The organism is Streptomyces sp. Ag82_O1-12, from assembly GCF_900182715.1.
Classification (GTDB): domain Bacteria; phylum Actinomycetota; class Actinomycetes; order Streptomycetales; family Streptomycetaceae; genus Streptomyces; species Streptomyces massasporeus.
In genome coordinates, this window is sequence record NZ_FXUW01000001.1 from 8,211,130 (window position 1) to 8,231,385 (window position 20,256).

Consider the following 20,256-nt stretch of genomic DNA (forward strand, 5'->3'; position numbering starts at 1 on the left):
AGTGGACTAGGGGTGGCGCCGGTTGAGGGAGTGGTGCTCAAACCTGGGCGCGACGGGACTGGTGCTCAGGCCTTGGCGCGACGGATGTCGATATTGCCGTGCTTGGTGCGGGCGCGGACCCGGACGGTGTCCTCGGCCTTCTCCGGGGCTTCGGACGTGGTGAGCGTGTTGCGCACCTGTCCGGAGACCGAGCTGACGTCGAGCCAAGCGGCCGTGCCCTCGCGGACGCCGATGTCGATGGCGCCGTAGCTGGTCTCCAACTGGACGGTCCCGCGGGCCACTTCGCCCACTCGCAGGGTGCCGTGGGCGGTGGTGGCGGTGACCGCGTCCTCGGCGCGCCGGATCTCGATGTCACCGTTGGCGCCGCTGACCCGCAGCTCGCCGGTCGCGACGTCGACGGTCGTGGTGCCGTGCGAGTTCTTCAGGACGGCGGGGCCGTCGACGAGGCCGACGCGCAGACTGCCGGAGCTGGTGGTGATCTCCGCTGAGCCGTCGACCCGGTCCACGGTGATCGAGCCGTGCGACGCGGTCAGCTTCAGCGGGCCGGTCGCGTCGAACCGGACGTCGCCGGACGAGGTCTTCACGCGGACCTCGCCGAGTCGTCCCTCACCGAGCACCTGGGTCCAGGAGCCAGTCGTGTCGACGTGGGAGTCCGTGGGCAGTTCGACCGTCACATCGACGGTGCCGGTGCGACCGAACAGGCTGGACTTGGGCGTCCTGACGGTCAGCGCGCCGCCCGCGTACGTGACCTCGGTCTGGTCGGCCGCCCGGACGTCCAGGTCCTTCTGCGGGTCCCGGGGGCGTACCTCGACGACGGTGTCGACGCGGTCGCCCGCGGTGAACTGGACGGACCCGGCCTCCACGTGGGCCGTGGCGGAGATGGGTTCAGGAGTGTCGAAAGAAGGCATGGCTGTCCCGTCCTCTTGGGTCTTCGGAACGTCCCCGCTGGTGGGACGTGGTGTCGTGAGGTGCTGTGGATGAGGTGCCGCGGGCCGCCGGTCGCGGTCAGCGGACCCAGCCCGTGAAGCTCTGTCCGAGGCTCTGGGTCTTCTCCGCCGAGCGCGGCCGGGTGTCGCCGTCGACCGCGGCCGACACGGCGCGGACCAGCCACGCGTTGACGGAGAGGCCCTCGCGGGCCGCGGACTCCTCGGCGCGGGCCTTGAGGTGGGCCGGCAGGCGCAGGTTGACGCGGGCGGTGCCGCCCTCGTCGCCGTCGGCCGGAGCGGAAGCCCTGGGCGGTTCGACGGGCGCCGCCGGCTCCACGGAGGCGCCGCCGTCGGCCGGGGGTGGTGTCACCACGAAGTCGGGGTCGAGGCCGCGCAGGCGTACGTCGACCGAACCGGGGGCGAGCTCACGGGTGATCTCGTCCATCGCGGCGGAGAGCACGTGGAGCATGGTCAGCCGGGTCGCCGACTCCAGGGGGGCGGTGAGCCTCTCGGCCAGCTCTCGCGCTTCATCGCCACCGGCTTCGGCGGCCACCGCGAGTTCGCGGCGAAGGGTCTCGACGTACGGGGTGAGGTCCATGGCGCCATAGTGGCACCACTATGGCGCCATGCGCAAGGCTCTACGGCTCTCCTGTAGGTCGTGACCCCGCGTCGAACCTTCCTGCCTGCGAAAACGTGATGGCGACGTCTTGAGGCATTGTGGCGTCATCGCCCGGGTGGTGCCCGCATGGGCGCGAGATGGCGCCATGTGGCACCACGTGGTGCCACGCGGTGGGCGGGCACACTGATCGGCCCCGCCCGGTGATGCTCGCCCGGCGGGGCCGAATGGTGGAACGGATGCGGCGCATGGGGCGCCCGCGCCCTTCGTCGTCAACTGCTCGCGGCAGCGGTCACCGTCGCGGGATCCACCCCGGTCAGTTCGACGACGCGGTGCGGTGCCACACCGGCAGCCAGTGCCCGACCGATCAGGCCGTCCCGCCCGTCGGCAGAGTCACGGTAGGCGAGCAGTTCCTCCTCGACCCGGGCCAGCGGCTCCGGCACCAGGTGGTGGCGGAGGCGGACCAGTTCCTCCTCGCTCAGCGGAACGGGCAGTCGTTCCGCCCCCTCGGGCACGGCCGCCCGCTCCTCCGGCGGGAGCAGGCGCAGATGCGGAGAGGTCGGCGTGCTTCCCTGGGCGTCGAGCCAGGCGCGTACGGCGGGAGTCTCCATGCAGGCGAGTTCACCGACGGCGGCCGGCACCACGCCGAGCTGCGCGGACGCGTCGTCGAGCAGGAACAAATAGGCGTCGTCGGTCATCCTCGGCTCCTTCGCAACAGGGTGTTGGTCGACATCCATTACCCCGCCGCGCCCGGATTAGCGCCGGAGTCACGGCACTCGATCGGGGGAAACGGCACGGCGCCGGGTCTCGGTGATGTGCGTGTCGATGTACCCGGCGAGGGTGAGTGCGTCCCCCGGCTCGTCGGCCTGGAAGGTGACGCGGCGCAGCAGGACGACCCCGTCGAGGGCGATGCCTTCGCGGGCGAGCACGAAGATCAGCGCGAGGAATGCGGCCCGGGCGTTGCCGTCGTCGAACGGGTGGAAGAAGCAGACGTCGAGGTAGGTGCGTGCGGCGCGAGCGGTCAGGGGGAGGGGCCGTGCTGCGTCGTATGCGCTCTCGGCCAGGCAGGCATCCAGGCGGGCTCGGATGTCCGGGGCGATGCCGTAGCGTTCCCGGCCGCCCTTCGCGAAGGCCGGGCGGCTGCGTAGGGGTGGCAGCTGTGAGGTGCCCAGGACGTGCCGCTGCCAGCGCCGCAGCAACTCGAAGTCGAGCTGGGCGTCGCGTCCGGCGTCATCGCGAAGGAGTTCCAGGGCGGTGAGCAGACCGTCGGCCCGGGCCGGGTCAAGGGCGCCGTCGAAGCCGCGGATGTCCTCGGCCACGCCGTCCTGACGCGGGGTCACCGGTCCCTCCGCGCCGCTGTCCGGGGCCCGCTGCCACGCCACGGTCTCGCGCACCGCGAGCCAGCTCTCGAGGTGGTCCGGGACCGGCTCGGCGGGTCGCGCCGCCCGGTCCGCCGGCCGCAGGGACCCCGCGAGCCGCTCCGCGACATCGTCGACCAGCGCGGCATCAGGGCCGGTCCAGCTCAGGAACCGCCCGCCGATCGCCTGCCCGACCAGTTCCTCCGCGACGTCGGGTGCGACGGCCCAGCGGTCGAGGAACCAGGTGAGCACCTGGTGGCAGTGCCCGTGCCAGCCGCTGCCGCACCCCGTGCGGTCGGTCACCTGGAGGATGAGGTTGCGGGCCGCGCGGTCCCACAGCAGCCGGTCGTCCTCGACGGTCGCCAGATCCAGCGGGTACGCGTCGATCCATCCGGCGAGGCTCTCCAGCCACGCGCGCCATTCGCACAGCGCCGCGACCACGCGGGTGAGCGTCTCCTGGGGAGTGGTGATCGAATCGCGCGGGCAGCACCAATGTCCGACGGGCCCTCCGTCGAAGTCCCCTTCGTCGTGCGACCAGCGGAAGCCCGCGGCCCAACGGCCGTAATGCTCCACCAGCGCCTGCGACATGGCATCGGCCCACAACCGTGCCTCGCCCCAGCTCCAGGCGCTCATCGCCGGATCGGCGAAGGGGACGTCCGGCCTGCGCGGCACGCACCGGGACGGGCCGAGCGAGCGGACCACCCTCGCTGCCGACGCGGCGTCGAAGGGGTGGCGGGCCGGATCCACCTCGTCCCAGCTCAGCACCCCAGGGGCCAGCTCACATATCATCGCGCAAGCCTGCGTGTCCACCCGCAGCCCGATCAAGCGAATTACCACCGAGCCGGGCAGCGCGTACCGCTCAGAACCCGGCGCCGGCCGGCTCGCAGCCTGCCGCCCCGGCCGTCCCGGCCTCCGGGGCGACGTCCCAGGGCCGCGGTCCGGTGCCGTCCGTCCACGCCTCCAGGGTCTCCCCGTCCACGCACAGGATTCCGCACTGCTCGGCGTACTCCAGTGCGGGCGCTGTGAAGTCACTGGTGGTGACGAGCACGGCGACGTCGGCTTCGTGCACGGTGAAACATGTGCCGCCGAAACGCTGGAGATCCTGGGAACCGACCCGGTGGGACTCGTCGTAGCGCTTGCACTGGACGACGATCCGGCGCCCGTCGGGCGTCACCGCCAGGACGTCGGCGCCCAGGTCCCCGGCGCCTCCCACGACCTCGACGCCGGAGCAGCCGTCGCGTTCGCAGAGTGCGGCGATCGCCTCCTCGAACTCCTCCGGAGTCAGGGCGGCGTGGTCGAACTCCTCCGACGTCGGGGCGTCGTGGTCGAACTCCTCCGGCGTCAGGGCGTCGTAGTCCACCGTGACGACCTCGACTGCCGACCGCCGACGGGAAACCGCGGGAGCCTCCAGTTGCTCGGCCGCTTCCCTGGCCGCCTCGTCGAGCGCGGCCGCGGCCCGACGCGCCACTCCCGCCACGCGCCACCGGCGCCGCAGCCCCAGACAACCTGCGACACCTATCAAGACCAGCACGAACACCCAGGCCGGACGCCGCTCCACAGCGCCCGCCGCCACGCGGGCGGCGAGGCCCAGGACGCTCACGACCACCGCGAGGAACACGAAGAACAGGGCAGTCGACCGAAGGTCGAAGCGGTAACGGCGGCGCTTCACAAACGCCGTACGAGGCGCAGGCACTGTCACGACATCCCCCCTCTTGGGACAACAGCAAGATCACTCCCACCGTCTGCCCAAGATCAACGCCTTCACCGCTCCGGCCGTCATCACCGCTCTCTGATGCGCCACCACCACCAGCGCCCTGCGGTCCACTCGCTCGCCCGACCCGGATCCGGAAGGGTGCGGCGCTCGAACTCCGCGTCGATACGCGCCACCAGGCGACCGAGATCCACGCGGGCCCCTCCGGGCAGATACCGCAGGACCTCGTCCAGGTCGTCCCGACCGTCTTCGATCTCGATGCCGGGACTTTCGTAAGGGCCGCTCAGATAGCGTCCTGGCTCTCCGAAGGCCCGCTCGAAGCGGCTGAGAGCGACAGCGACGGCGCCGGGCCACAGATACTCGGCCTCAACACGCCGAATTGCGGCCCGAGTTCGAGCCGACACGGAGGGAATCCGGCGTACCGGCAGGTGCTTGGGTGGCCGCCACCGCTCGGCGCGGACGGCCTTCGGACGCCTACGCGGCATTGCCCTTTCGGATCAGAATCATGTCGCGATTCTGACACGGCCGATGCCTCGGTGAGCTGTCCCGAATGGTCTGCCGGACGCGTGGCATGATCGACGTGGTGAGCAACCAGCGTCGGGTCTGGGGAACGTGGGCGCAGCGGTACGGGCTGGATCCGGACGAGGTCTACCGGGTGGCGCTGCGGACGGGGCCGTTGGAGACGTTCGCCCGGGTCGCTGCGGACCGTGACGGCGTGCGGTGCGGGTGCCGGTGCCCTGCCGTGTGATCGTGGACGCCGCCGCAGTCGAGGAGGGCAAGCCCCCCGGACTACCGCCGTCTGAACGGGCCCCTGGTGCTCTGACCGGATGGGTTTGCCGGGTTGATGGGTGAGGAGTACTTCGGCAAGCAAGCAGGACCTCTACCTCGCCAGCCTGAACCCCGTGGCGACCGTCTCCTGCACGCCATCCGCACACCGCCATGGCCGAGAGCCGTCCTGCGCGGGTGGACGACCCCCGCGGTGTTCAGCGGCCTTCGCGGGGCCGAAGCCGGATCATGACGCGGCGGATGCAGGCGCGCCCGTGCCTGATGTCCGGTCCCGACAGGCGGCGCGGCGGATCAGGAGTACGTGGTCGGTGACTTCGGCGGTGCTCCCGTCCGGGCCGGTCGCGATCCGGCAGGGTGCGTCGGCCCGCTCGACCGTCCATGTCGCCGGGTTCAGATCGATGCCGGCGGCGACCTCCAGCGGGCTCGGGTACCGGAGGTCGGGATCCTGGTTCCATGACCATGGCGCGGTCGATCTGCTGCTCATCAGCCCTCCATGTGCCGGCGTGCCCTCAGTCTCGCGCCAGGACCCGTACGGCTCGGCACGGGATGTTGCGGTTACGGCAAATGGCCTCCGCGGTCGAGCAACGGCTGCGCCCCCGGCCGACGGGATGTCCGTCGGCCGGGGGCGCGCTGGTGGTCGGCCCGTCATCGGGGGAGAGGGGGTGGTGCCGCCCCGCTCCTGGTGCTACGGCCGCCATGGGGGAGGGGCTCTGGTGCCGCCCCGCCCCTCGGTGGTACCGCCGTCATCGGGCTCGGTGCGCGATGCCCGGCGTGCGGCGTCAGTTCGCGAAGGGGACGGCGTCGGCGGGGTCGGCGTGCCAGTTCGTGGCGACGGGCCGGTCGACCGTGGCGGTCTCGGGGAGCGCCAGGGTGACGGCGTTGGTCTCGTCGCCCGCGACGGACAGGTGGAGGAAGTCGAACTCCTTACCGAAGTCGTTGTTCGTGGTCTTGGGGTTGATGCCGGCGTAGGCGGCGGTGGAGCCGGACAGGGTGACCCTGTCGCTGACCGCGTGCTCGGCGGGCGCCACCTCGGTGTCGGCGGAGGAGCCGAAGGACGCGGAGGGGAAGACGCCCTCCAGGTAGCAGGTGACGCCGGACTTGGCCTTGGCCGTGACGAGGTAGTAGCCGCCCGCCTGCGTCTTCAGACTGACCTTGAAGCTCAGGTCCTTGGTTGCGCAGGCCCGCACGGTGGCGCTTCGGCTGTCGGCCGTGGCCGTGGCCGTGGCCGTGGCCGTGCCGGCCGCGGTGGCGGTGACGGCCACCGCCGCGACTGCGGCGAGGGCGAGGCGGGCGGAGGGGGCGGCAAAGCGCGAACGCATCGAGATCTCCATGCTGCGAAGTGGACTGTCCAGCGAGCTGCTTGGACGACCTCAGCCTCTTCCGCGATCTGTCCCACCCGCCACTCAAGGCGGTCACTTCGGGACGCTGGAACGCTGAAACGGACGCTGATCAGCACAGACACGGACTGCCTGGAACGGCATGCCGGGATGCGGAGTGCGTACGGGGTCAGCTCGGCGCCCGTTCGACAGCTCAGGGGGGCGATGCCCACCGAGGGCAACCGGCTCCACTTCTGCTCCGAGAGGGCCGGCTTGGAGAAGCAACCCGTGCCGTACGAAGCGTCGAACGCGGGGCAGGAGGACGCGATCGAGGCCGGGGTGGGCTTCTTCTCGCTGCGGACCCAAGCGTCCGGTGCCGAGATCGAATTGGCGTACTCGGACGTGCTCAGCCCGCTGTGCTCGTACTCGACGAACGCCGTCGGATCGTCGATCGCGTGGAGAGTGAGGACGGGGACCGAGACCTTCCCGGTGATGTCGCCGTCGTAGGAGAGGTCCCGCACCGCCGTGGGGTCCGCGGGGTAGCGCTCGACGCCCGCGTTGAGAGCGGCGTCGTCATCGAGCCGGAGTGGACGACCCCCTTGCCGTGGATGTACGTCCGCTTCGGCTTGTGGAACTGCTCGGCGAAGAGGCGGCGCAGGCTCTCCGTGTCGGCCGCGGCCATCCTGGATCCGTGGCCGCCGCGGCGATAGGGCGACAGGAGGAGCCGGCACACGCGTAATCCTGATCCACCCTGACCGGCCGGCGTTCCAGGTCGCCGATGCTGCGCTCGGGATCGGACTCCTCGCCCAGGTCCGGTCCGCCGTGTGCGTGCACGACCAGCGAGCCCTTTCCACATCTCGGGAACGACGATGGCGTGGGTGCGGGAAACACGGACCGCATCGGGCGGCCACATGGACTGCGCGCCTCCGGGCCAGGTGTGGTCACCGGCCAGCGGCCAGCACTGCCGCGAGGCCTTCCCGCAGATCCTGGACGAAGTACTCGGGAACCTCCAGCGACGGGAAGTGTCCCCCGGATTCGGGTGACCCCCATCGGACGATCTGTCGGTACCGCTCCTGTGCCCAAGCGCGTGGACACTTCTCGACGTCGCGGGGATACATGGTGATCGCTGACGGGACGTCGACCCGGAGTTCGGGATCGAGCGAGTTGTGGCTTTCGTAGTAGATGCGGGCCGCCGACGCGCCGGTCCGTGTCAGCCAGTACAGGGTGACGTCGTCGAGAACGCGGTCCCTGGATATCGTCTCGAACGGGCTGTCCTCCGTGTCCGACCACTCGGCGAACTTGTCGAGGAGCCAGGCGAGAAGACCGACCGGTGAGTCGACGAGCGAGTAGCCGATGGTCTGCGGTCGGGTCGCCTGCTGTTTCGCGTACGCGGCGCGGTGGCGCCAGAAGTCGCGGGTCTCCTCGGCCCATGTGCGCTCGACCGCTGTCAGCCCGTCCGTCGTCGATCCGGGCGTTCCCGCCGCGAACGTCGTGTGGATACCGAGAATGTGCGCCGGGAACCTGCCGCCGAGAACCGTCGTGATATTGCCTCCCCAGTCGCCGCCGTGGGCTGCGAACGTGTCGTAGCCGAGCCTTCCCATGAGTTCCACCCATGCGGCCGCGATCTTTTCCGTTCCCCACCCGGTGGTGGCGGGCTTGTCGCTGTAACCGAAGCCCGGCAGCGAGGGAACCACGACGTGGAACGCCGGGGCATCCGCGTCTTTCGGATCCGCCAGCTCGTCCACTACATCGACGAATTCGGCAATGCTGCCCGGCCAGCCGTGGGTCAGGATCAGAGGAGTGGCATCCGCGCGCGCGGATCGGCGGTGCAGGAAGTGGATTCCCAGATCATCGATGGTCGTGCGGAACTGGCCGATGTCATTGAGGCGTTCCTCGAACGCCCGCCAGTCGTACCCGGTGCGCCAGTAGTGCACGACGTCGACGAGGTCGGCGAGCGGAACGCCCTGTTCCCATCGGGCAGGGCCGGACGCGGCGCGACGGACCGTCTCGGGCTCCGGTAGTCGCGCCGCGGCCAGCCGCGCGCGCAGATCGTCGAGATCGGCGTCGGATGCGTGGGTTTCGAATGCGTGCACGTCGCTGGGCATGGGACCTCCTGGTCGTCGTGGAACCGGCTCGGACCTGCGTGGAACCAGCTAAGGCGGTTCTAGCATGCTTCGATGTCGGCCTGCAACCGGCTAAGGTGGTTCCATGCATGATCGGTTCCCTGACTTCCGCCTCGGCAAGGTGCTGGCGACCAGCTTCACGGCGACCTTGACCGAGCGTCGCGGAGACGCTGTGGAACGTATTCCGGTGCCCCAGCGACTCGTCGACTGGCTGGCGGTGAGCGGCCTCGCCGTTGAGTCCTGCACCCCCGCCCAGCTCGAACTCGCCAGGGAACTCAGGGAATCAATTCACGCCGTCTTGACAGCGGCCGCGAGCCAGGAAGATCTCCCCGCGTCTGCGGTCCAGGTCATCAACGACCGCAGCGCTCAGGGTCGGGCCGCGGCCGTCCTGACGCCCGAGGGCGATCGGCAATGGCGACTCAGCTCGGCTTCCTGCGTGGAGGATGCCCTGGGTGTCATCGCCGCCGACGCGATCAGCATCGTCGCGGGCGAACGCGACGGGAAATTGGCCTTGTGCGCATCGCCAACCTGCCGGGCGGCCTTTTTCGACACCAGCCAAAGTCGTTCCCGCAAATGGTGTGAAATGAACACGTGCGGGAATCGCCAGAAGAAGGCGCGCTTCAACGCCAACAAGCGCCCCTGACGGCTCCTGAGGGCCGCGACTGGATGAGGCTCGCTCAGATCACCGCTTCGCCACTCGGTCCTGCTGACTCACCGCGGTGACGAGGGTGGCGGAGACATGGGCCAGGTCGGGGTCGGTGGCGATGAAGAGCGTTTCGATTATGGCCAGTTCGTGGTTGCTGCGGGCCATGGGCATTTCGTGGTGCGGTCCACCGGCTCAGGCCCCACGGGCTCAGACCCCGTCTCCGTAAAGGGAGGCGATCGCGGTGGCACGGTCGCGCAGGGCGGTGCGCAACGCCCCAGGGACCAAGACCTCCGCATCCGTGCCGAGTTGCCACAACGCCCACTCGGCGTGCCGCAGATCCTGGTACGTCACCTCCAGCCGCAGTCGGCCGTCCGGGTCGGGTGCCGCGGCGCGGACGGCGACGGCGCTGCTCATCAGGTCCTCCCGCCGCTGCGGGGCCACTCGCACCAGCACGGCGATGTGGTCGCCGGACAAGAACTGCGCGCAGCGTATCCGCCAGACCCGGTCCAGATCGACCTGGTCCGGCCGCCGTGCCGGTTCGGAAAGCTCCTCGGCGTCCAGTACCCGCGACACCCGGTACGTGCGGTCCGCGCCGGATCTCGTGGCCAGCAGGTAGCTTCGGTCGCGCACCGTGACCAGGCCGATCGGGTCCACCGTGCGCCACTGCGGCGCCTGGCCCGTCGCCGCGTAGTGGATGCGCAGTTGGTGTCCGGCGAGCACCGCGCGCCGGATCTCGGTCATCGTCGCTCCGGCCACCTCCTCCGCGGCCGGCCGGCGAGAGAGCAGGTCGGTCTCCGGCTCGACGAGGAAACGCCGGGCCGCGTCGCTCGCGGTGGCGCGATGGCTTTCGGGCAGCGCGTCGGTCACCTTGCGCATCGCCGAGGCGAGTGCCGAGCCAAGCCCGAACACCTGCTCACCACGCCCCGAACCGGCGGTCAGCAAGGCGAGGGCCTCGTCGTGGTTGAGTCCCGTGAGCTCGGTCCGGAAACCGGGCAACAGCGCGAAGCCGCCGTTGCGGCCGCGTTCGGCGTAGACCGGAACGCCGGCTGCGGACAGCGCCTCGATGTCGCGCAGCACGGTGCGGGTGGACACCTCCAGCTCGCGGGCCAGCGTGTCCGCGGTCAGCCGACCGCGCTGACGCAGCAGCAGCACCAGCGAGACCAGCCGATCGGCGCGCATGCGAGGACCCTACCGAATACATGACGAAGGGTGTCGTGATTCGTTGGCACGCTCTTGAACACCGAGGACATCGACGAAGGCGCCTGGCGCGCCGATGGACGTCGAACTCCCCATGAGACGAATGGAGCTGCTGTGGCAGTGGAACGCACGGCGATCAACCCGGTGACGTGGTCGCTGAACATGGGCTTCAACCAGGGTGAAATGGTCACCGGGCACACCCGGATCCTGTACTGCTCCGGACAGACCGCGATGGGCGGTGACGGCAGGCCCCGGCACGAGGGTGACATGGCCGCGCAGCTGGCGCTCAGCCTCGACAACCTGGAGGCCGTGCTCGCCGAGGCAGGCATGTCCCTCGCGAACCTGGTCCGGCTCAACGTCTATTCCACCGACGTCGATCTGCTGTTCCCGCACTACGGCGTACTGGTGTCGCGCCTGGGCGTCGCCGGAGTGGCACCGACCACCACGATGCTCGGGGTGACACGGTTGGCCGTCCCCGGCCAACTGGTCGAACTCGAAGGAACGGCCGTCGCGTGACGCGACCGAGCCGCCTCTGCTGTTCGTGCCGGTCCCGCCGGCACGAACAGCGGGCAGATGGGTGACCGGCGATGCGCAGGATGACGACGATCGGCGTCTACGGCTTCGACGGCGAGTCCTTTCTGCAACGCCTGCGGCAGGCTGACGTCCGCCTTCTGCTCGACGTACGTCAGCGAAGAGGCGTCCGTGGACCCGAGTACGCCTGGGCGAATTCGCACCGGCTGCAGGCGGCCCTCGCCGAGGCCGGGATCGCCTATGAGCACCATCCCGAACTCGCCCCGACCACCGAACTGCGCATGCTCCAGTACGCCGAGGACGACCGTCGAGGGGTCGGCAAGCGCTCGCGCCGCGAACTCGCTGCCGAGTACACCCGTCGCTACACCACCGAGATCCTCGACCGCGCCGACCTCGCACCGATCCTGTCGGCGCTGCCGAGCAGGGGGACCGCGGCGCTGTTCTGCGTCGAGCGCGACCCGGAGGCCTGCCACCGCTCGCTGATCGCCCGGCGCCTGGCCGAACGGCACCGCGTCACGATCGAGCACCTGCGCCCGAGGTGAGGGACGAGCCGGATACCGCGAAACCTTCTGACGCGACTGGGGCTCCCGGGCGGGTGTCCGGCGCGACAAAGGATCATGGTGAAGATGTGGACGGGCAGTTCATATCTTGCTTATATGGACTCAGCGTCCACATATCGCCCAAGGGAGAGACCCATGACCAGCACACCCCGCACCACCACCCGCCGCGTCGCGCTCGTCACCGGCGGTTCCGGCGGCATCGGCAAGGCCGTCGTGGAGCGGCTCGCCGCCGACGGCTTCGCCCTCGCCGTGCACTACGCGGGCAACAGGGCCAAGGCCGAAGCGCTCGTCGAGGAGATCACCGCGTCCGGCGGCCAGGCCATCGCGGTCAGCGGTGACGTCGCCGACGAGCAGGAGGTGGAAGCCGTCTTCGAGGCCGTCGAGACGGCGTTCGGCGGGATCGACGTCGTGATCAACACCGCCGGCATCATGGTGCTCGCGCCGATCGCCGACATGAACCTCGACGACCTGGACCGGATGCACCGCACGAACATCCGCGGCACCTTCGTTGTCGCCCAGCAGGCCGCCCGCCGGGTGCGCGGCGGTGGCGCGATCATCAACGTGTCCACGTCGGTCACCCGCACCCAGCTGCCCACCTATGCGGCGTACGTCGCCAGCAAGGCCGCCGTGCAGAGCATCGCGCTGATCCTCGCCCGCGAACTGCGCGGCAAGGACATCACCGTCAACACCGTCGCACCCGGCCCGGTCGCCACCCCGCTGTTCCTCGAGGGCAAGGACGAGGCGACCGTCGCCCACTTCGCCAAGGCCACCCCGCTGGAGCGGCTGGGCGAGCCGCGCGACGTCGCCGAGTCGGTCGCCTTCCTCGCCGGCCCGGCCCGCTGGGTCAACGGGCAGGTCCTCTACACCAACGGCGGCCTGGCCTGACCTCGAGACACCCCACTCGGGCACCGCTCGCGCGGCACTCCCGAAGGAGAAGCCCATGTCGTCCGTCGTCGTCATCACCGGTGCCGCCACCGGCACAACTCCTGCACGTCAGGGGAGCCGTGAGGACCAGCCCGGCCGGGGCGTCCGACCGTACGGCTTCCTAGACTGATCCGACCTGGAACACGCGAGGGAGGGACATCGTGACCAAGCAGGCCGAGGGCGCCGCCGAGCGCCCGGCTCGCGGTCGTGGGCGCCGCCCGGCCGACGAGGTCCGCGCGGACGTCTTCCGCGTGGTCGGAGAGGTGCTCCTGGAGGAAGGGATCGCCGACCTGACCTTCGAACGGGTTGCCCGCCTGTCGGGTGTCAGCAAGACGACGCTGTACAAGTGGTGGCCCTCCAAGGGCGCCCTCGCCCTCGACGGCTACTTCCACGCCGTCGAGGAGACGCTCGCCTTCGAGGACACCGGCGACATCCGCGCCGACCTCACCCGCCAGTTGCGTGCGTTCGCGCACATCATGACCGGTACGCCGGCCGGGCGGGTGGTGACCGAGCTGATCGGGCAGTCCCAGACCGACGAAGACCTGGCCACCGCCTTCCGCTCCCTGTACTCCTCCGAACGCCGGCGCCTGGCGGGGGAGCGGCTGATGCGCGCCAAGCAGCAGGGACAGATCCGCGACGACGTCGACGTCCAGATCCTCGTCGACCAGCTGTGGGGCGCCGTCTACCACCGGATGCTCGTCCCGGACGAGCCGGTGACCGACGACTTCGTCGTCGCCCTGGTCTCCAACCTGATCGACGGCATCACTCCGTAGACGGTGGCAGCGGACAACCCGCCGGCATGCTCACTCGGTCACCGAGTCGCCATGACGGTGGGCCACCCTCCACCGGCCCTCCTCGCGGCGGTAGACCTGGGTGGCCCGCAGCGTGTAGGTGCGCGGCACTCCGTCGACTGAGGCGGAGGTGTGCTCGAGACCGGCCGTGTAGGCCATGTCTCCCGCAACGTCGTACGCCTGCAGTTCGAACGCGTACGACGTGCAGTCGGAGAAGCTCCTGCCGAGGGTGGTGAAGAGCTCGTCCAGCTCCTGCTGCCCGTAGGCGTTCCGCCATGCCCCCAGAACACTCACCGGTTCGTTGCGCGACCAGAGCGCCCGGCGGGGAGCCGCATCGCCGTTGTGCAGCGCAAGTTCCGCCTCGTACAGGGCGGTCGTGACCCACTCCAGGAAATCGTCACGGTCCGTCATGCCTTCATCATGGGCCCCAGGTGCACGCGATGCCCACGATCTCGGTCGACGGCACGCGGTGGCGCCAGGTTCCCCTCGGCTCGCGGACCTGCCGCCCCGGCTTTCGACCGGCCCGCGTTGTCAGTGGTGGCTGCAACGCTGGACGGATGAACGGCGACGAGCGACTGCTGCGCGGCCGGGTCTACGGCCACGACCACGACGACCCCGACCCGGGGCCCCGCTCCGGGAGGACCTATGCCCACCTCGTCGGAGGGCCGCTGGACGGGTTGCTGCTGGACGTCACGGGCTGGACGCCGGACGAGATCGGCACGGGTGCAGCACTGCCCACCGAACTCGGGCAGTTCCCCGGCGGCCGCGCACTGTACGATCCCGGCCCCGGCGAGCCGCATGCCCTCGGCCCCGGAGTGGCGTGTCGCTTCCACTACCGCGGGGACAGTCCCTGAGGGGTGACGATGCGGGACCGGCCGGACGCCCGACCCGTCGACGCCGCCTGGACGCTGGTGCCAGGCCCGTGTGTCAGCTTGTGGCCAGCCTGCGCTCCAGGAGAGGCAGCAGACGGTCCCAGTGGCGGCGCAGCGCAGAAGGGTCGAAGGCGTCGGTGTCGGACATGGTGAAACCGTGGACGGTGCCGGGGTAGATCTCTGAGGTGTGGTCGACACCTGCGGCGTCCAGCGCCCGGTTGAGCTCGGCGAGGGCCTCGGGCGTCAGGTCGGACTCGGCGTGGCCGAGGTGGACCTCGGCGGTGAGCTCGGACAGCAGGAGGCGCAGGCTCTCGGGCCCGTCGGCGCCCACGGGGCCGTGGAATCCGGCAACGGCGGCGACCTCGCCGGGGTGGGCCGCGGCGGTGGTCATCGCCAGAAGGCCGCCGATGCAGTAGCCGGTCACCGCGACCGGTCCGGCCACGACCTCGGGCTGGGCGGTGAGAAACCCGAGGTAGGCGGCGGCGTCGCTCAGGACGCGTTCGGTGGTGTGCGCCTCGATCAAGGGCATCAGCCGGGCGAAGATCGCGGGCCGGACCTCATCTCCGATGTGCTCCGGAAGTTCGATCACCGGTGCCGGGCCGTGCCGGTAGAAGACGTTGGGGACGAGCACGTAGTACCCGCGCCCCGCGAGTTCGCGGGCCATCTCCCGCAGCACGGGCCGGATGCCGAAGCCGTCCGCGTACATCAGCACCCCGGGGTGCCGCTCGCCCGGTCGGGAAAGGCGGCGAACGCGTCGGCCAGGCCGTCCGTGGTGGGGATTCGCAGTGTCTTGATGGGCAAGTTCTGCCTTCCTGTCGACCACGCGTCAGCGTTAGTCGCACTAACGATGTAAAGGTCTGAGCGAACGTACATCGTTAGTCCCACTAACACAACGGTAGATTTGGTGCCATGACCAGAGCCGAGGCCACCGACCTGCCCGACGCGGACGTGCTCAAGACGCCCGACAGGCTGCGGCGGCGGGCGAGCCGGCTGTTGTCCCAGCTGACCATGCGATCGGACCGGCTGATCGCCGAGGGGCTGGCCCGGGCCGACGCCCGCAAGTGGCACTACGCCGTGCTCGCCTCACTGCAGGAGTTCGGCCCGGCCAGCCAGGCGGAGCTGAGCAGACGCTCCGGCATCTACCGCAGCGACATGGTCGGTGTCCTCAACGAACTGGCCGAGCGCGACCTGGTCGAGCGGACGCCGGACCCCGCCGACCGGCGCCGCAACGTCATCACGCTCTCCCCCCGAGGCCGCCGCCACCTGAACCGCCTGGACGTGCTCCTGGACGACCTCCACGACACGCTCCTCGCGCCTCTCGACCCGGCCGAACGCGACCAGTTCGTCCAGTTGCTCACGCGCTTGCTGGACCACCACGCCGGAGCGTCGTGAGCGGCGGGGCGGAGGCACCGGACGTGCTCGACGGAGACATCAGTCCACGAGGGCAGGCACCCTGCCCCTGCCAGGAAGTTGGTGAGCGGGCTTCCGTCGCTGTCCGCATCTCGGTCGGACGGCTTCGTGTCCCAGTCGACGGCGTGCCCCACGGCGATGCGGCAGATCGTTCGGCTACGACGACACCAGCCCGCGCAGACGCCGGCGCGCGACGGGAACCCGGCCGGCGGCCAGATCCGCATCCACTGGGGCAAGGATGTCTCGCAACAGCATGAGCGCATGATCGGACACGGCAATGACCTGCGTCGACTTCGTTTCGACGACGTCCGGTCGAGTATGGGCCGCGCAAAGGAACCAGTACCGACGGCGCAGCCCGTGTCACGATGCCTGGCATGGCTGGTCGTGCGCTGAGTTTCGGAGTAGTGGCGGAAGCGTACGAGCGGTTCCGCCCCGGGTATCCCGTGGAGCTGCTCGACCTGGTGATGGCGTACGCGGGCCATCCGGTCCGGACTGCCCTGGAAATCGGGGCCGGTACGGGCAAAGCCACCCGGCTGTTCGCTCAGCGAGGGATCATGGTCACCGCGACCGAACCAGACGGGTCCATGCTCGCCGAGCTGCGCAAGCACGTGCCGGCGAACGTCAGCGCCGTGCACGCCGCGTTCGAGGACGTGCGACCGGGGGAGCGGTACGGGCTGGTCTACGCGGCCGCGGCGTTGCACTGGACGAACCCGGAGAACCGCTGGTCACGCATGGCCGCACTGCTGGAGCCGGGTGGTGTGTTCGCCTCGTTCGGCGGGCCGTTCCGGTTGGCCGACCCAGCCGTGGCGGAGGCCGTTCGCGCGGCGAGAGCGGCGTTCTTGGAGAGCGACGAGATCCCGTCCCCCGACGGGACCTCTCCGGAACAAGAGATGCAGTGGCCGGGTACCGAACTGCAACGTTCCGAATGGTTCACCGACGTCCAACAGGCCCTGATCGAACGACACGTGACGATGAGCGCCGACGACTACGTCGGGCACCTCTCCACCGTCTCGGCCTACCTCGTCCTGCCGCTTCCGGATCGGCAGCAGGTCTTCAGCAGAATCATGCGCGTCCTCCCGGACAGGGTCGAGATGACTGCCGACATCACCCTCCATCTCGCGCGTCGGCGCTACACGGGCCACCTTGATCACCGAGCTCCCCGCCTGTGATCATGCAGCGTGTTGATCGCAGTCGAGGGCCGGGCAGACAGCGAGCAGGAGTCGGACGGGTGGCCGGACATACCGGGAGACACCGCGTTCACCATCAAAATGGCTCCCCTGCTACCGCTGCGGTGCCATGTCGACGAGGTCGAACTCATCGTCTGGGACGGGGAACGCTGGCAGAGCCAGGCCACGTACCCGCTCGGGCGATTCGTCGGCCGACAGTGACTCGACCCGGGCTGCGGGGCTTCGAGAAGGGACGTGATGATAGCGAGCGCGTTCCGGGGTACCTGCGTCGGCATGGCTTCGGAAACCGATCACGTTGAATCCGTACGAGCCCTGCGGCAGCTGCGCCGGATGCGCACCTTCTACGCCGGGGGCGCCGTCCTGTGGGCGACTTCGGCCGCATCGGCGGGATGGGACGACCCCGGGGGCCGACCGATGTGGGTGTCGGTGGCGTTCCTGCTGGTCTTCGGCGCTCTGCTGGGCCTGACGGCCCTGTGGCTGAGGCGTCGGCAGGCCGACCGTGCGGAGGAGCCCGTGCACCATGCCGCTCCCCGGAGGACGACCTGGCGTCGGCACGCCAACGCCTGATGCTGGAGCCCGGACCCTGGGCCGTCGTCGGCCCTACTCGTCCGGGCTCGGCCGGAAGTCGTCCGGCCGATCGCGGCGCAGTTCCTGCCGGAAGTCGTCCGGCCGATCGCGGCGCAGTTCCTCGTACCGCTGCGCGTAGGCATCGACAGCCTGGTGAATTGTGCAGCCCAAGGTCTCGCGGATCGTCGCGATCGCGGCGATGCTCCGGTGAGCCAGGATGTCGTGGTCCACACTCGCGGGCAGTCCGTCCATGACCGTGAGGCTACGGCCATGACGTGACCGGGCAGTGGTCCATCCCCGTCGCCGGGGGCGACCATCCGGCCGAGTCGGGGGCAGACCCGGTTGGATTCAGCCGAGTCGTCGTCCTCCCGTGCTCCACCACTCCGCCGTTCGACGATGGTTCGACCCCGCTTCTTCGACCGTGCCCCGGTCAGTGGAGGGCCGGCCGGTAGACGAGCTCCTGGATGTGACCGTCGAGCGTGCGATGCTCGACCAGCTCCAGATCGAAGTCGGCCGCATCCCGGAAGACCGGGTCCAAACCCGTCCGGCCGGTGATGACGGGGAAGAGTGTCACCTGCACCCGGTCGACCAGGCCGGCGGCCATCAGCGCCCGGTTCAACGAAAGGCTGCCGTGCGAGCGCAACGGCACGTCCGACTCCGCCTTGAGCCGGGCGACGACGTCGACCGCGTCACCGCTGATCACGGTCGCGTCCGGCCAGTCGAGGGGGCCTTCCAGCGTCGTCGACACCACCGTCGTGGGCAGGTTCCTCATCCGCGTCACCCAGGGGTCCCGCACGTCGGATTCGTCGGTGCTCGAGGCCAGCATCTCCACGAAGGCGCGAAACGTGTTGGCTCCGTAGACCATCCGCTGCTCCTCGCCGTAGAGGGCGAGGCGGTGGTCGAGCAGCTCGGGCCCCTGCTTGCCCCAGTAGCCGGTCCAGTCGCCGCCGGCGGCGCCGTAGCCGTCGAGGCTGGAGAAGACGTCGAAGGTGTAGGTGGCGGTCATGTCGTGCTCCTCACATGAGGGCGATCGGTGTGAGTGGGCAGTGGCGAGACCGGCGATCTTCACCGGCGGCCCGCGGTGACCCTCGAACCAATAGACCCAGCACGCTGGTGATAATCATCGCTGTGCCCACCGTACGTCGCCCCCGATCGCTCGAACGGCGGAGGGCAGACGGTGCGCCTGCGTATCCCACGCGCCTGCGTATCCCACCCTTGCGTCCCCTCGCGTCCTCGCGCGAAATGCTCCGCGGTGTCCTCCCGATCCGGGCATGATTCCCTCGTGCAGGGAGGCAGGGGGCAACGCGCGCCGGCCGCTACGCCCTGACGGAGTCGGAGAACGGGCACTGTGGGGCGTCTGCGCATCAACACGCTGATCAACAACCCGAGTTGAGCGCCAGCGCTGCTTGCTATGGTGGCGCGATGCCAGCGGTCAAGCAGATCCAGGTCACCTTCGACTGCGCGGAACCCGAGCGGGTCGCTCGCTTCTGGTGCGAGGTGCTGGGGTACGGCGTACCGCCGCCACCGGAGGGTTTCACCACTTGGGACGAGTTCAATCGCTCGTTGCCGCCCGAGGAGCGTGGGGCATGGTTCGTAGCCCTTGATCCCACGGGTGTGGGCCCGCGTCTGTATTTCCAGCGCGTCCCGGAAGGTAAGGTCGCCAAGAACCGGGTGCACCTCGACGTGCGGGCCGGCACCGGACTCGTGGGTGAAGAGCGCCTGGCCACGCTCGAGGCCGAATGCGCCCGGCTGGTCGCACTCGGCGCGGTCCGCGAGCGACTGCTGGAGGCCGATGAGGACAACGAGTCGTGCATCGTGATGCAGGACATCGAGGGCAACGAGTTCTGTCTCGACTGAGGATGCGTGACCGCCGTGAACTCCGAGCGGCTGGCGGTTGGTTGGAAAGGCATGGGAGATGGGCGGTCCGGCTCGTGGTGTGGCGCTCCTCGGCGGAGGCTTCTCGACGGATGAGGACGGACTGCTGGACGACTGGCTGCTCAGCCACGCGAGGAGCAGCCGCCCCAAAGTGTGCTTCGTCCCCACGGCCAGTGGCGACGCACCTGCCTACGTCGATCAGTTCCTGAGCGCGTTCACGCCGCGCGACTGCGAGCCTTCCGTGCTGCCGCTCTTCCGGCGACAACTGGGCGACGAAGCTCTGCGGTCGTTCCTGCTGAGCCAGGACGTCGTCTACGTCGGCGGTGGCAACACCGCGAACCTCTTGGCGGTCTGGCGCGTGCACGGCGTCGACCAGGTGCTGCGCGACGCCTACGACCGCGGAACGCTGCTGTGCGGAATCAGCGCCGGCGCCAACTGCTGGGCCCAGGGCTCGCATACGGACTCCTTCGGCCCGCTGACGTTCCTCCAGGACGGGCTGGGCCTGCTGCCGGGTTCGGTGTGCCCGCACTACGACAGCGAACCGGGGCGCCGCGCCTCCTACCGGGAATCGGTGGCGACCGGCATGTTGTCCCCCGGGTGGGCAATCGAGGACGGTGTGGGGGCTCTCTTCGTGGACGGATGCCTCCAGGAAGCAGTCAGCCGGCGGCCGGGAGCGCAGCTGTACTGGGTGCAGGCCGATGAAGAACCCGCAACGCTGGAGCGGGCATTGCCGTGCCGGATGCTCGACGGAGGCACCTGACGCACGGTCCTCGTCATCTCCTCCTCACTCCGCGTCGCACATCTCGGCGGCCTTCGCCGACAGTTCGTCAGGCAGGACGGGAAGCCGTCGCCCACCCCGT

24 protein-coding genes and 5 pseudogenes are annotated in these 20,256 nt (G+C 69.8%); 13 read left to right on the plus strand and 16 right to left on the minus strand.

What is annotated here, in order from left to right; all coding sequences use genetic code 11:
- Positions 1 to 65 precede the first annotated feature (65 nt).
- From QOL88_RS37425 to QOL88_RS37445, 5 genes are all read right to left on the minus strand, one after another.
- Positions 66 to 908, minus strand: coding sequence for a DUF4097 family beta strand repeat-containing protein (locus QOL88_RS37425; protein WP_097222626.1), 843 nt, complete (start codon positions 906 to 908; stop codon positions 66 to 68).
- A 97-nt stretch (positions 909 to 1,005) separates the two neighbouring features.
- Positions 1,006 to 1,524, minus strand: coding sequence for a toxin-antitoxin system HicB family antitoxin (locus tag QOL88_RS37430; RefSeq protein WP_097222627.1), 519 nt, complete (start codon positions 1,522 to 1,524; stop codon positions 1,006 to 1,008).
- A gap of 290 nt (positions 1,525 to 1,814) precedes the next feature.
- On the minus strand, positions 1,815 to 2,240 hold the full coding sequence (locus tag QOL88_RS37435) for a DUF6003 family protein (RefSeq protein ID WP_097222628.1): 426 nt from the start codon (positions 2,238 to 2,240) through the stop codon (positions 1,815 to 1,817).
- A 69-nt stretch (positions 2,241 to 2,309) separates the two neighbouring features.
- Positions 2,310 to 3,689 carry a Fic family protein gene (locus tag QOL88_RS37440; protein WP_097222629.1) on the minus strand — a complete coding sequence of 460 codons (1,380 nt, stop codon included), beginning with the start codon at positions 3,687 to 3,689 and terminating at the stop codon, positions 2,310 to 2,312.
- 70 nt (positions 3,690 to 3,759) lie between these two features.
- The gene (locus QOL88_RS37445) at positions 3,760 to 4,599 is read right to left on the minus strand and encodes a restriction endonuclease (protein WP_097222630.1); all 840 of its coding nucleotides are present in this window, start codon (positions 4,597 to 4,599) and stop codon (positions 3,760 to 3,762) included.
- A 583-nt stretch (positions 4,600 to 5,182) separates the two neighbouring features.
- On the opposite strand from QOL88_RS37445, the pseudogene QOL88_RS39060 reads away from it, so the two are divergent.
- Positions 5,183 to 5,335: pseudogene (locus QOL88_RS39060) on the plus strand (phosphatase); the annotation flags it as partial.
- 288 nt (positions 5,336 to 5,623) lie between these two features.
- On the opposite strand, the pseudogene QOL88_RS37455 reads toward QOL88_RS39060, so the two are convergent.
- The 4 genes and pseudogenes from QOL88_RS37455 to QOL88_RS37470 form a co-directional block, all read right to left on the minus strand.
- A pseudogene (locus QOL88_RS37455) lies at positions 5,624 to 5,869 on the minus strand (hypothetical protein); the annotation flags it as partial.
- Positions 5,870 to 6,176: 307 nt separating this feature from the next.
- Positions 6,177 to 6,716 carry a DUF4232 domain-containing protein gene (locus tag QOL88_RS37460; RefSeq protein ID WP_179879071.1) on the minus strand — a complete coding sequence of 180 codons (540 nt, stop codon included), beginning with the start codon at positions 6,714 to 6,716 and terminating at the stop codon, positions 6,177 to 6,179.
- Positions 6,717 to 6,931: 215 nt separating this feature from the next.
- Positions 6,932 to 7,763, minus strand: a pseudogene (locus tag QOL88_RS37465) (hypothetical protein); the annotation flags it as partial.
- Positions 7,655 to 8,818, minus strand: coding sequence for an epoxide hydrolase family protein (locus QOL88_RS37470; RefSeq protein WP_097222632.1), 1,164 nt, complete (start codon positions 8,816 to 8,818; stop codon positions 7,655 to 7,657). The gene QOL88_RS37470 and the pseudogene QOL88_RS37465, both read right to left, overlap by 109 nt.
- Before the next feature lie 103 nt (positions 8,819 to 8,921).
- Here QOL88_RS37470 and QOL88_RS37475 point away from each other — a divergent pair, with 103 nt between their 5' ends.
- A complete protein-coding gene (locus QOL88_RS37475) occupies positions 8,922 to 9,479 on the plus strand; it encodes a CGNR zinc finger domain-containing protein (RefSeq protein ID WP_097222633.1) in 558 nt (185 codons plus the stop codon).
- A 39-nt stretch (positions 9,480 to 9,518) separates the two neighbouring features.
- Here the strand turns inward: QOL88_RS37475 and QOL88_RS37480 are convergent, their stop codons facing one another.
- Positions 9,519 to 9,647 (minus strand): hypothetical protein, encoded by a 129-nt coding sequence (locus QOL88_RS37480; protein ID WP_257028001.1) that lies wholly within the window; start codon positions 9,645 to 9,647, stop codon positions 9,519 to 9,521.
- Positions 9,648 to 9,689: 42 nt separating this feature from the next.
- On the minus strand, positions 9,690 to 10,661 hold the full coding sequence (locus tag QOL88_RS37485; protein WP_097222634.1) for a helix-turn-helix transcriptional regulator: 972 nt from the start codon (positions 10,659 to 10,661) through the stop codon (positions 9,690 to 9,692).
- A 138-nt stretch (positions 10,662 to 10,799) separates the two neighbouring features.
- Between QOL88_RS37485 and QOL88_RS37490 the strand changes: the two genes are divergently transcribed.
- The 4 genes from QOL88_RS37490 to QOL88_RS37505 all read left to right on the plus strand — a co-directional run bounded on the left by QOL88_RS37490 (position 10,800) and on the right by QOL88_RS37505 (position 13,467).
- A complete protein-coding gene (locus tag QOL88_RS37490; RefSeq protein WP_097222635.1) occupies positions 10,800 to 11,195 on the plus strand; it encodes a RidA family protein in 396 nt (131 codons plus the stop codon).
- 71 nt (positions 11,196 to 11,266) lie between these two features.
- Positions 11,267 to 11,752: a DUF488 domain-containing protein gene (locus QOL88_RS37495; protein ID WP_097222636.1), complete on the plus strand. Its 486-nt coding sequence runs from the start codon at positions 11,267 to 11,269 to the stop codon at positions 11,750 to 11,752.
- A 153-nt stretch (positions 11,753 to 11,905) separates the two neighbouring features.
- Positions 11,906 to 12,655, plus strand: a complete 750-nt coding sequence (locus QOL88_RS37500; RefSeq protein WP_097222637.1) for an SDR family oxidoreductase — start codon at positions 11,906 to 11,908, stop codon at positions 12,653 to 12,655.
- 200 nt (positions 12,656 to 12,855) lie between these two features.
- The gene (locus tag QOL88_RS37505) at positions 12,856 to 13,467 is read left to right on the plus strand and encodes a TetR/AcrR family transcriptional regulator (RefSeq protein ID WP_097222638.1); all 612 of its coding nucleotides are present in this window, start codon (positions 12,856 to 12,858) and stop codon (positions 13,465 to 13,467) included.
- 30 nt (positions 13,468 to 13,497) lie between these two features.
- Here QOL88_RS37505 and QOL88_RS37510 read toward each other — a convergent pair whose 3' ends face one another.
- Positions 13,498 to 13,896, minus strand: a complete 399-nt coding sequence (locus QOL88_RS37510; RefSeq protein ID WP_097222639.1) for a nuclear transport factor 2 family protein — start codon at positions 13,894 to 13,896, stop codon at positions 13,498 to 13,500.
- Between the two features lie 146 nt (positions 13,897 to 14,042).
- On the opposite strand from QOL88_RS37510, the gene QOL88_RS37515 reads away from it, so the two are divergent.
- The gene (locus QOL88_RS37515; protein ID WP_097222640.1) at positions 14,043 to 14,339 is read left to right on the plus strand and encodes a hypothetical protein; all 297 of its coding nucleotides are present in this window, start codon (positions 14,043 to 14,045) and stop codon (positions 14,337 to 14,339) included.
- Between the two features lie 73 nt (positions 14,340 to 14,412).
- Here QOL88_RS37515 and QOL88_RS37520 read toward each other — a convergent pair.
- Positions 14,413 to 15,158, minus strand: a pseudogene (locus QOL88_RS37520) (dienelactone hydrolase family protein).
- A 108-nt stretch (positions 15,159 to 15,266) separates the two neighbouring features.
- Here QOL88_RS37520 and QOL88_RS37525 point away from each other — a divergent pair.
- Positions 15,267 to 15,749 (plus strand): MarR family winged helix-turn-helix transcriptional regulator, encoded by a 483-nt coding sequence (locus tag QOL88_RS37525; protein ID WP_097222642.1) that lies wholly within the window; start codon positions 15,267 to 15,269, stop codon positions 15,747 to 15,749.
- Between the two features lie 177 nt (positions 15,750 to 15,926).
- Here QOL88_RS37525 and QOL88_RS38705 read toward each other — a convergent pair.
- Positions 15,927 to 16,022: pseudogene (locus QOL88_RS38705) on the minus strand (DUF6584 family protein); the annotation flags it as partial.
- A 188-nt stretch (positions 16,023 to 16,210) separates the two neighbouring features.
- On the opposite strand from QOL88_RS38705, the gene QOL88_RS37530 reads away from it, so the two are divergent.
- The 3 genes from QOL88_RS37530 (at position 16,211) to QOL88_RS37540 (ending at position 17,521) form a co-directional block, all read left to right on the plus strand.
- Complete coding sequence (locus QOL88_RS37530) at positions 16,211 to 16,936, plus strand: class I SAM-dependent methyltransferase (RefSeq protein ID WP_257028002.1); 726 nt, start codon at positions 16,211 to 16,213, stop codon at positions 16,934 to 16,936.
- Between the two features lie 9 nt (positions 16,937 to 16,945).
- Entirely contained in the window at positions 16,946 to 17,155 is a 210-nt protein-coding gene (locus QOL88_RS37535; RefSeq protein ID WP_097222643.1) for a hypothetical protein, read from the plus strand.
- Between the two features lie 72 nt (positions 17,156 to 17,227).
- Positions 17,228 to 17,521 (plus strand): hypothetical protein, encoded by a 294-nt coding sequence (locus tag QOL88_RS37540; RefSeq protein ID WP_031106059.1) that lies wholly within the window; start codon positions 17,228 to 17,230, stop codon positions 17,519 to 17,521.
- A 33-nt stretch (positions 17,522 to 17,554) separates the two neighbouring features.
- Here the strand turns inward: QOL88_RS37540 and QOL88_RS37545 are convergent, their stop codons facing one another.
- Positions 17,555 to 17,773 (minus strand): hypothetical protein, encoded by a 219-nt coding sequence (locus QOL88_RS37545; RefSeq protein WP_097222644.1) that lies wholly within the window; start codon positions 17,771 to 17,773, stop codon positions 17,555 to 17,557.
- A 178-nt stretch (positions 17,774 to 17,951) separates the two neighbouring features.
- A complete protein-coding gene (locus QOL88_RS37550) occupies positions 17,952 to 18,527 on the minus strand; it encodes a dihydrofolate reductase family protein (RefSeq protein WP_097222645.1) in 576 nt (191 codons plus the stop codon).
- 416 nt (positions 18,528 to 18,943) lie between these two features.
- Here QOL88_RS37550 and QOL88_RS37555 point away from each other — a divergent pair, with 416 nt between their 5' ends.
- The gene (locus QOL88_RS37555) at positions 18,944 to 19,378 is read left to right on the plus strand and encodes a VOC family protein (RefSeq protein WP_097222646.1); all 435 of its coding nucleotides are present in this window, start codon (positions 18,944 to 18,946) and stop codon (positions 19,376 to 19,378) included.
- 58 nt (positions 19,379 to 19,436) lie between these two features.
- Complete coding sequence (locus tag QOL88_RS37560) at positions 19,437 to 20,156, plus strand: Type 1 glutamine amidotransferase-like domain-containing protein (RefSeq protein WP_097222647.1); 720 nt, start codon at positions 19,437 to 19,439, stop codon at positions 20,154 to 20,156.
- Positions 20,157 to 20,256 lie beyond the last annotated feature (100 nt).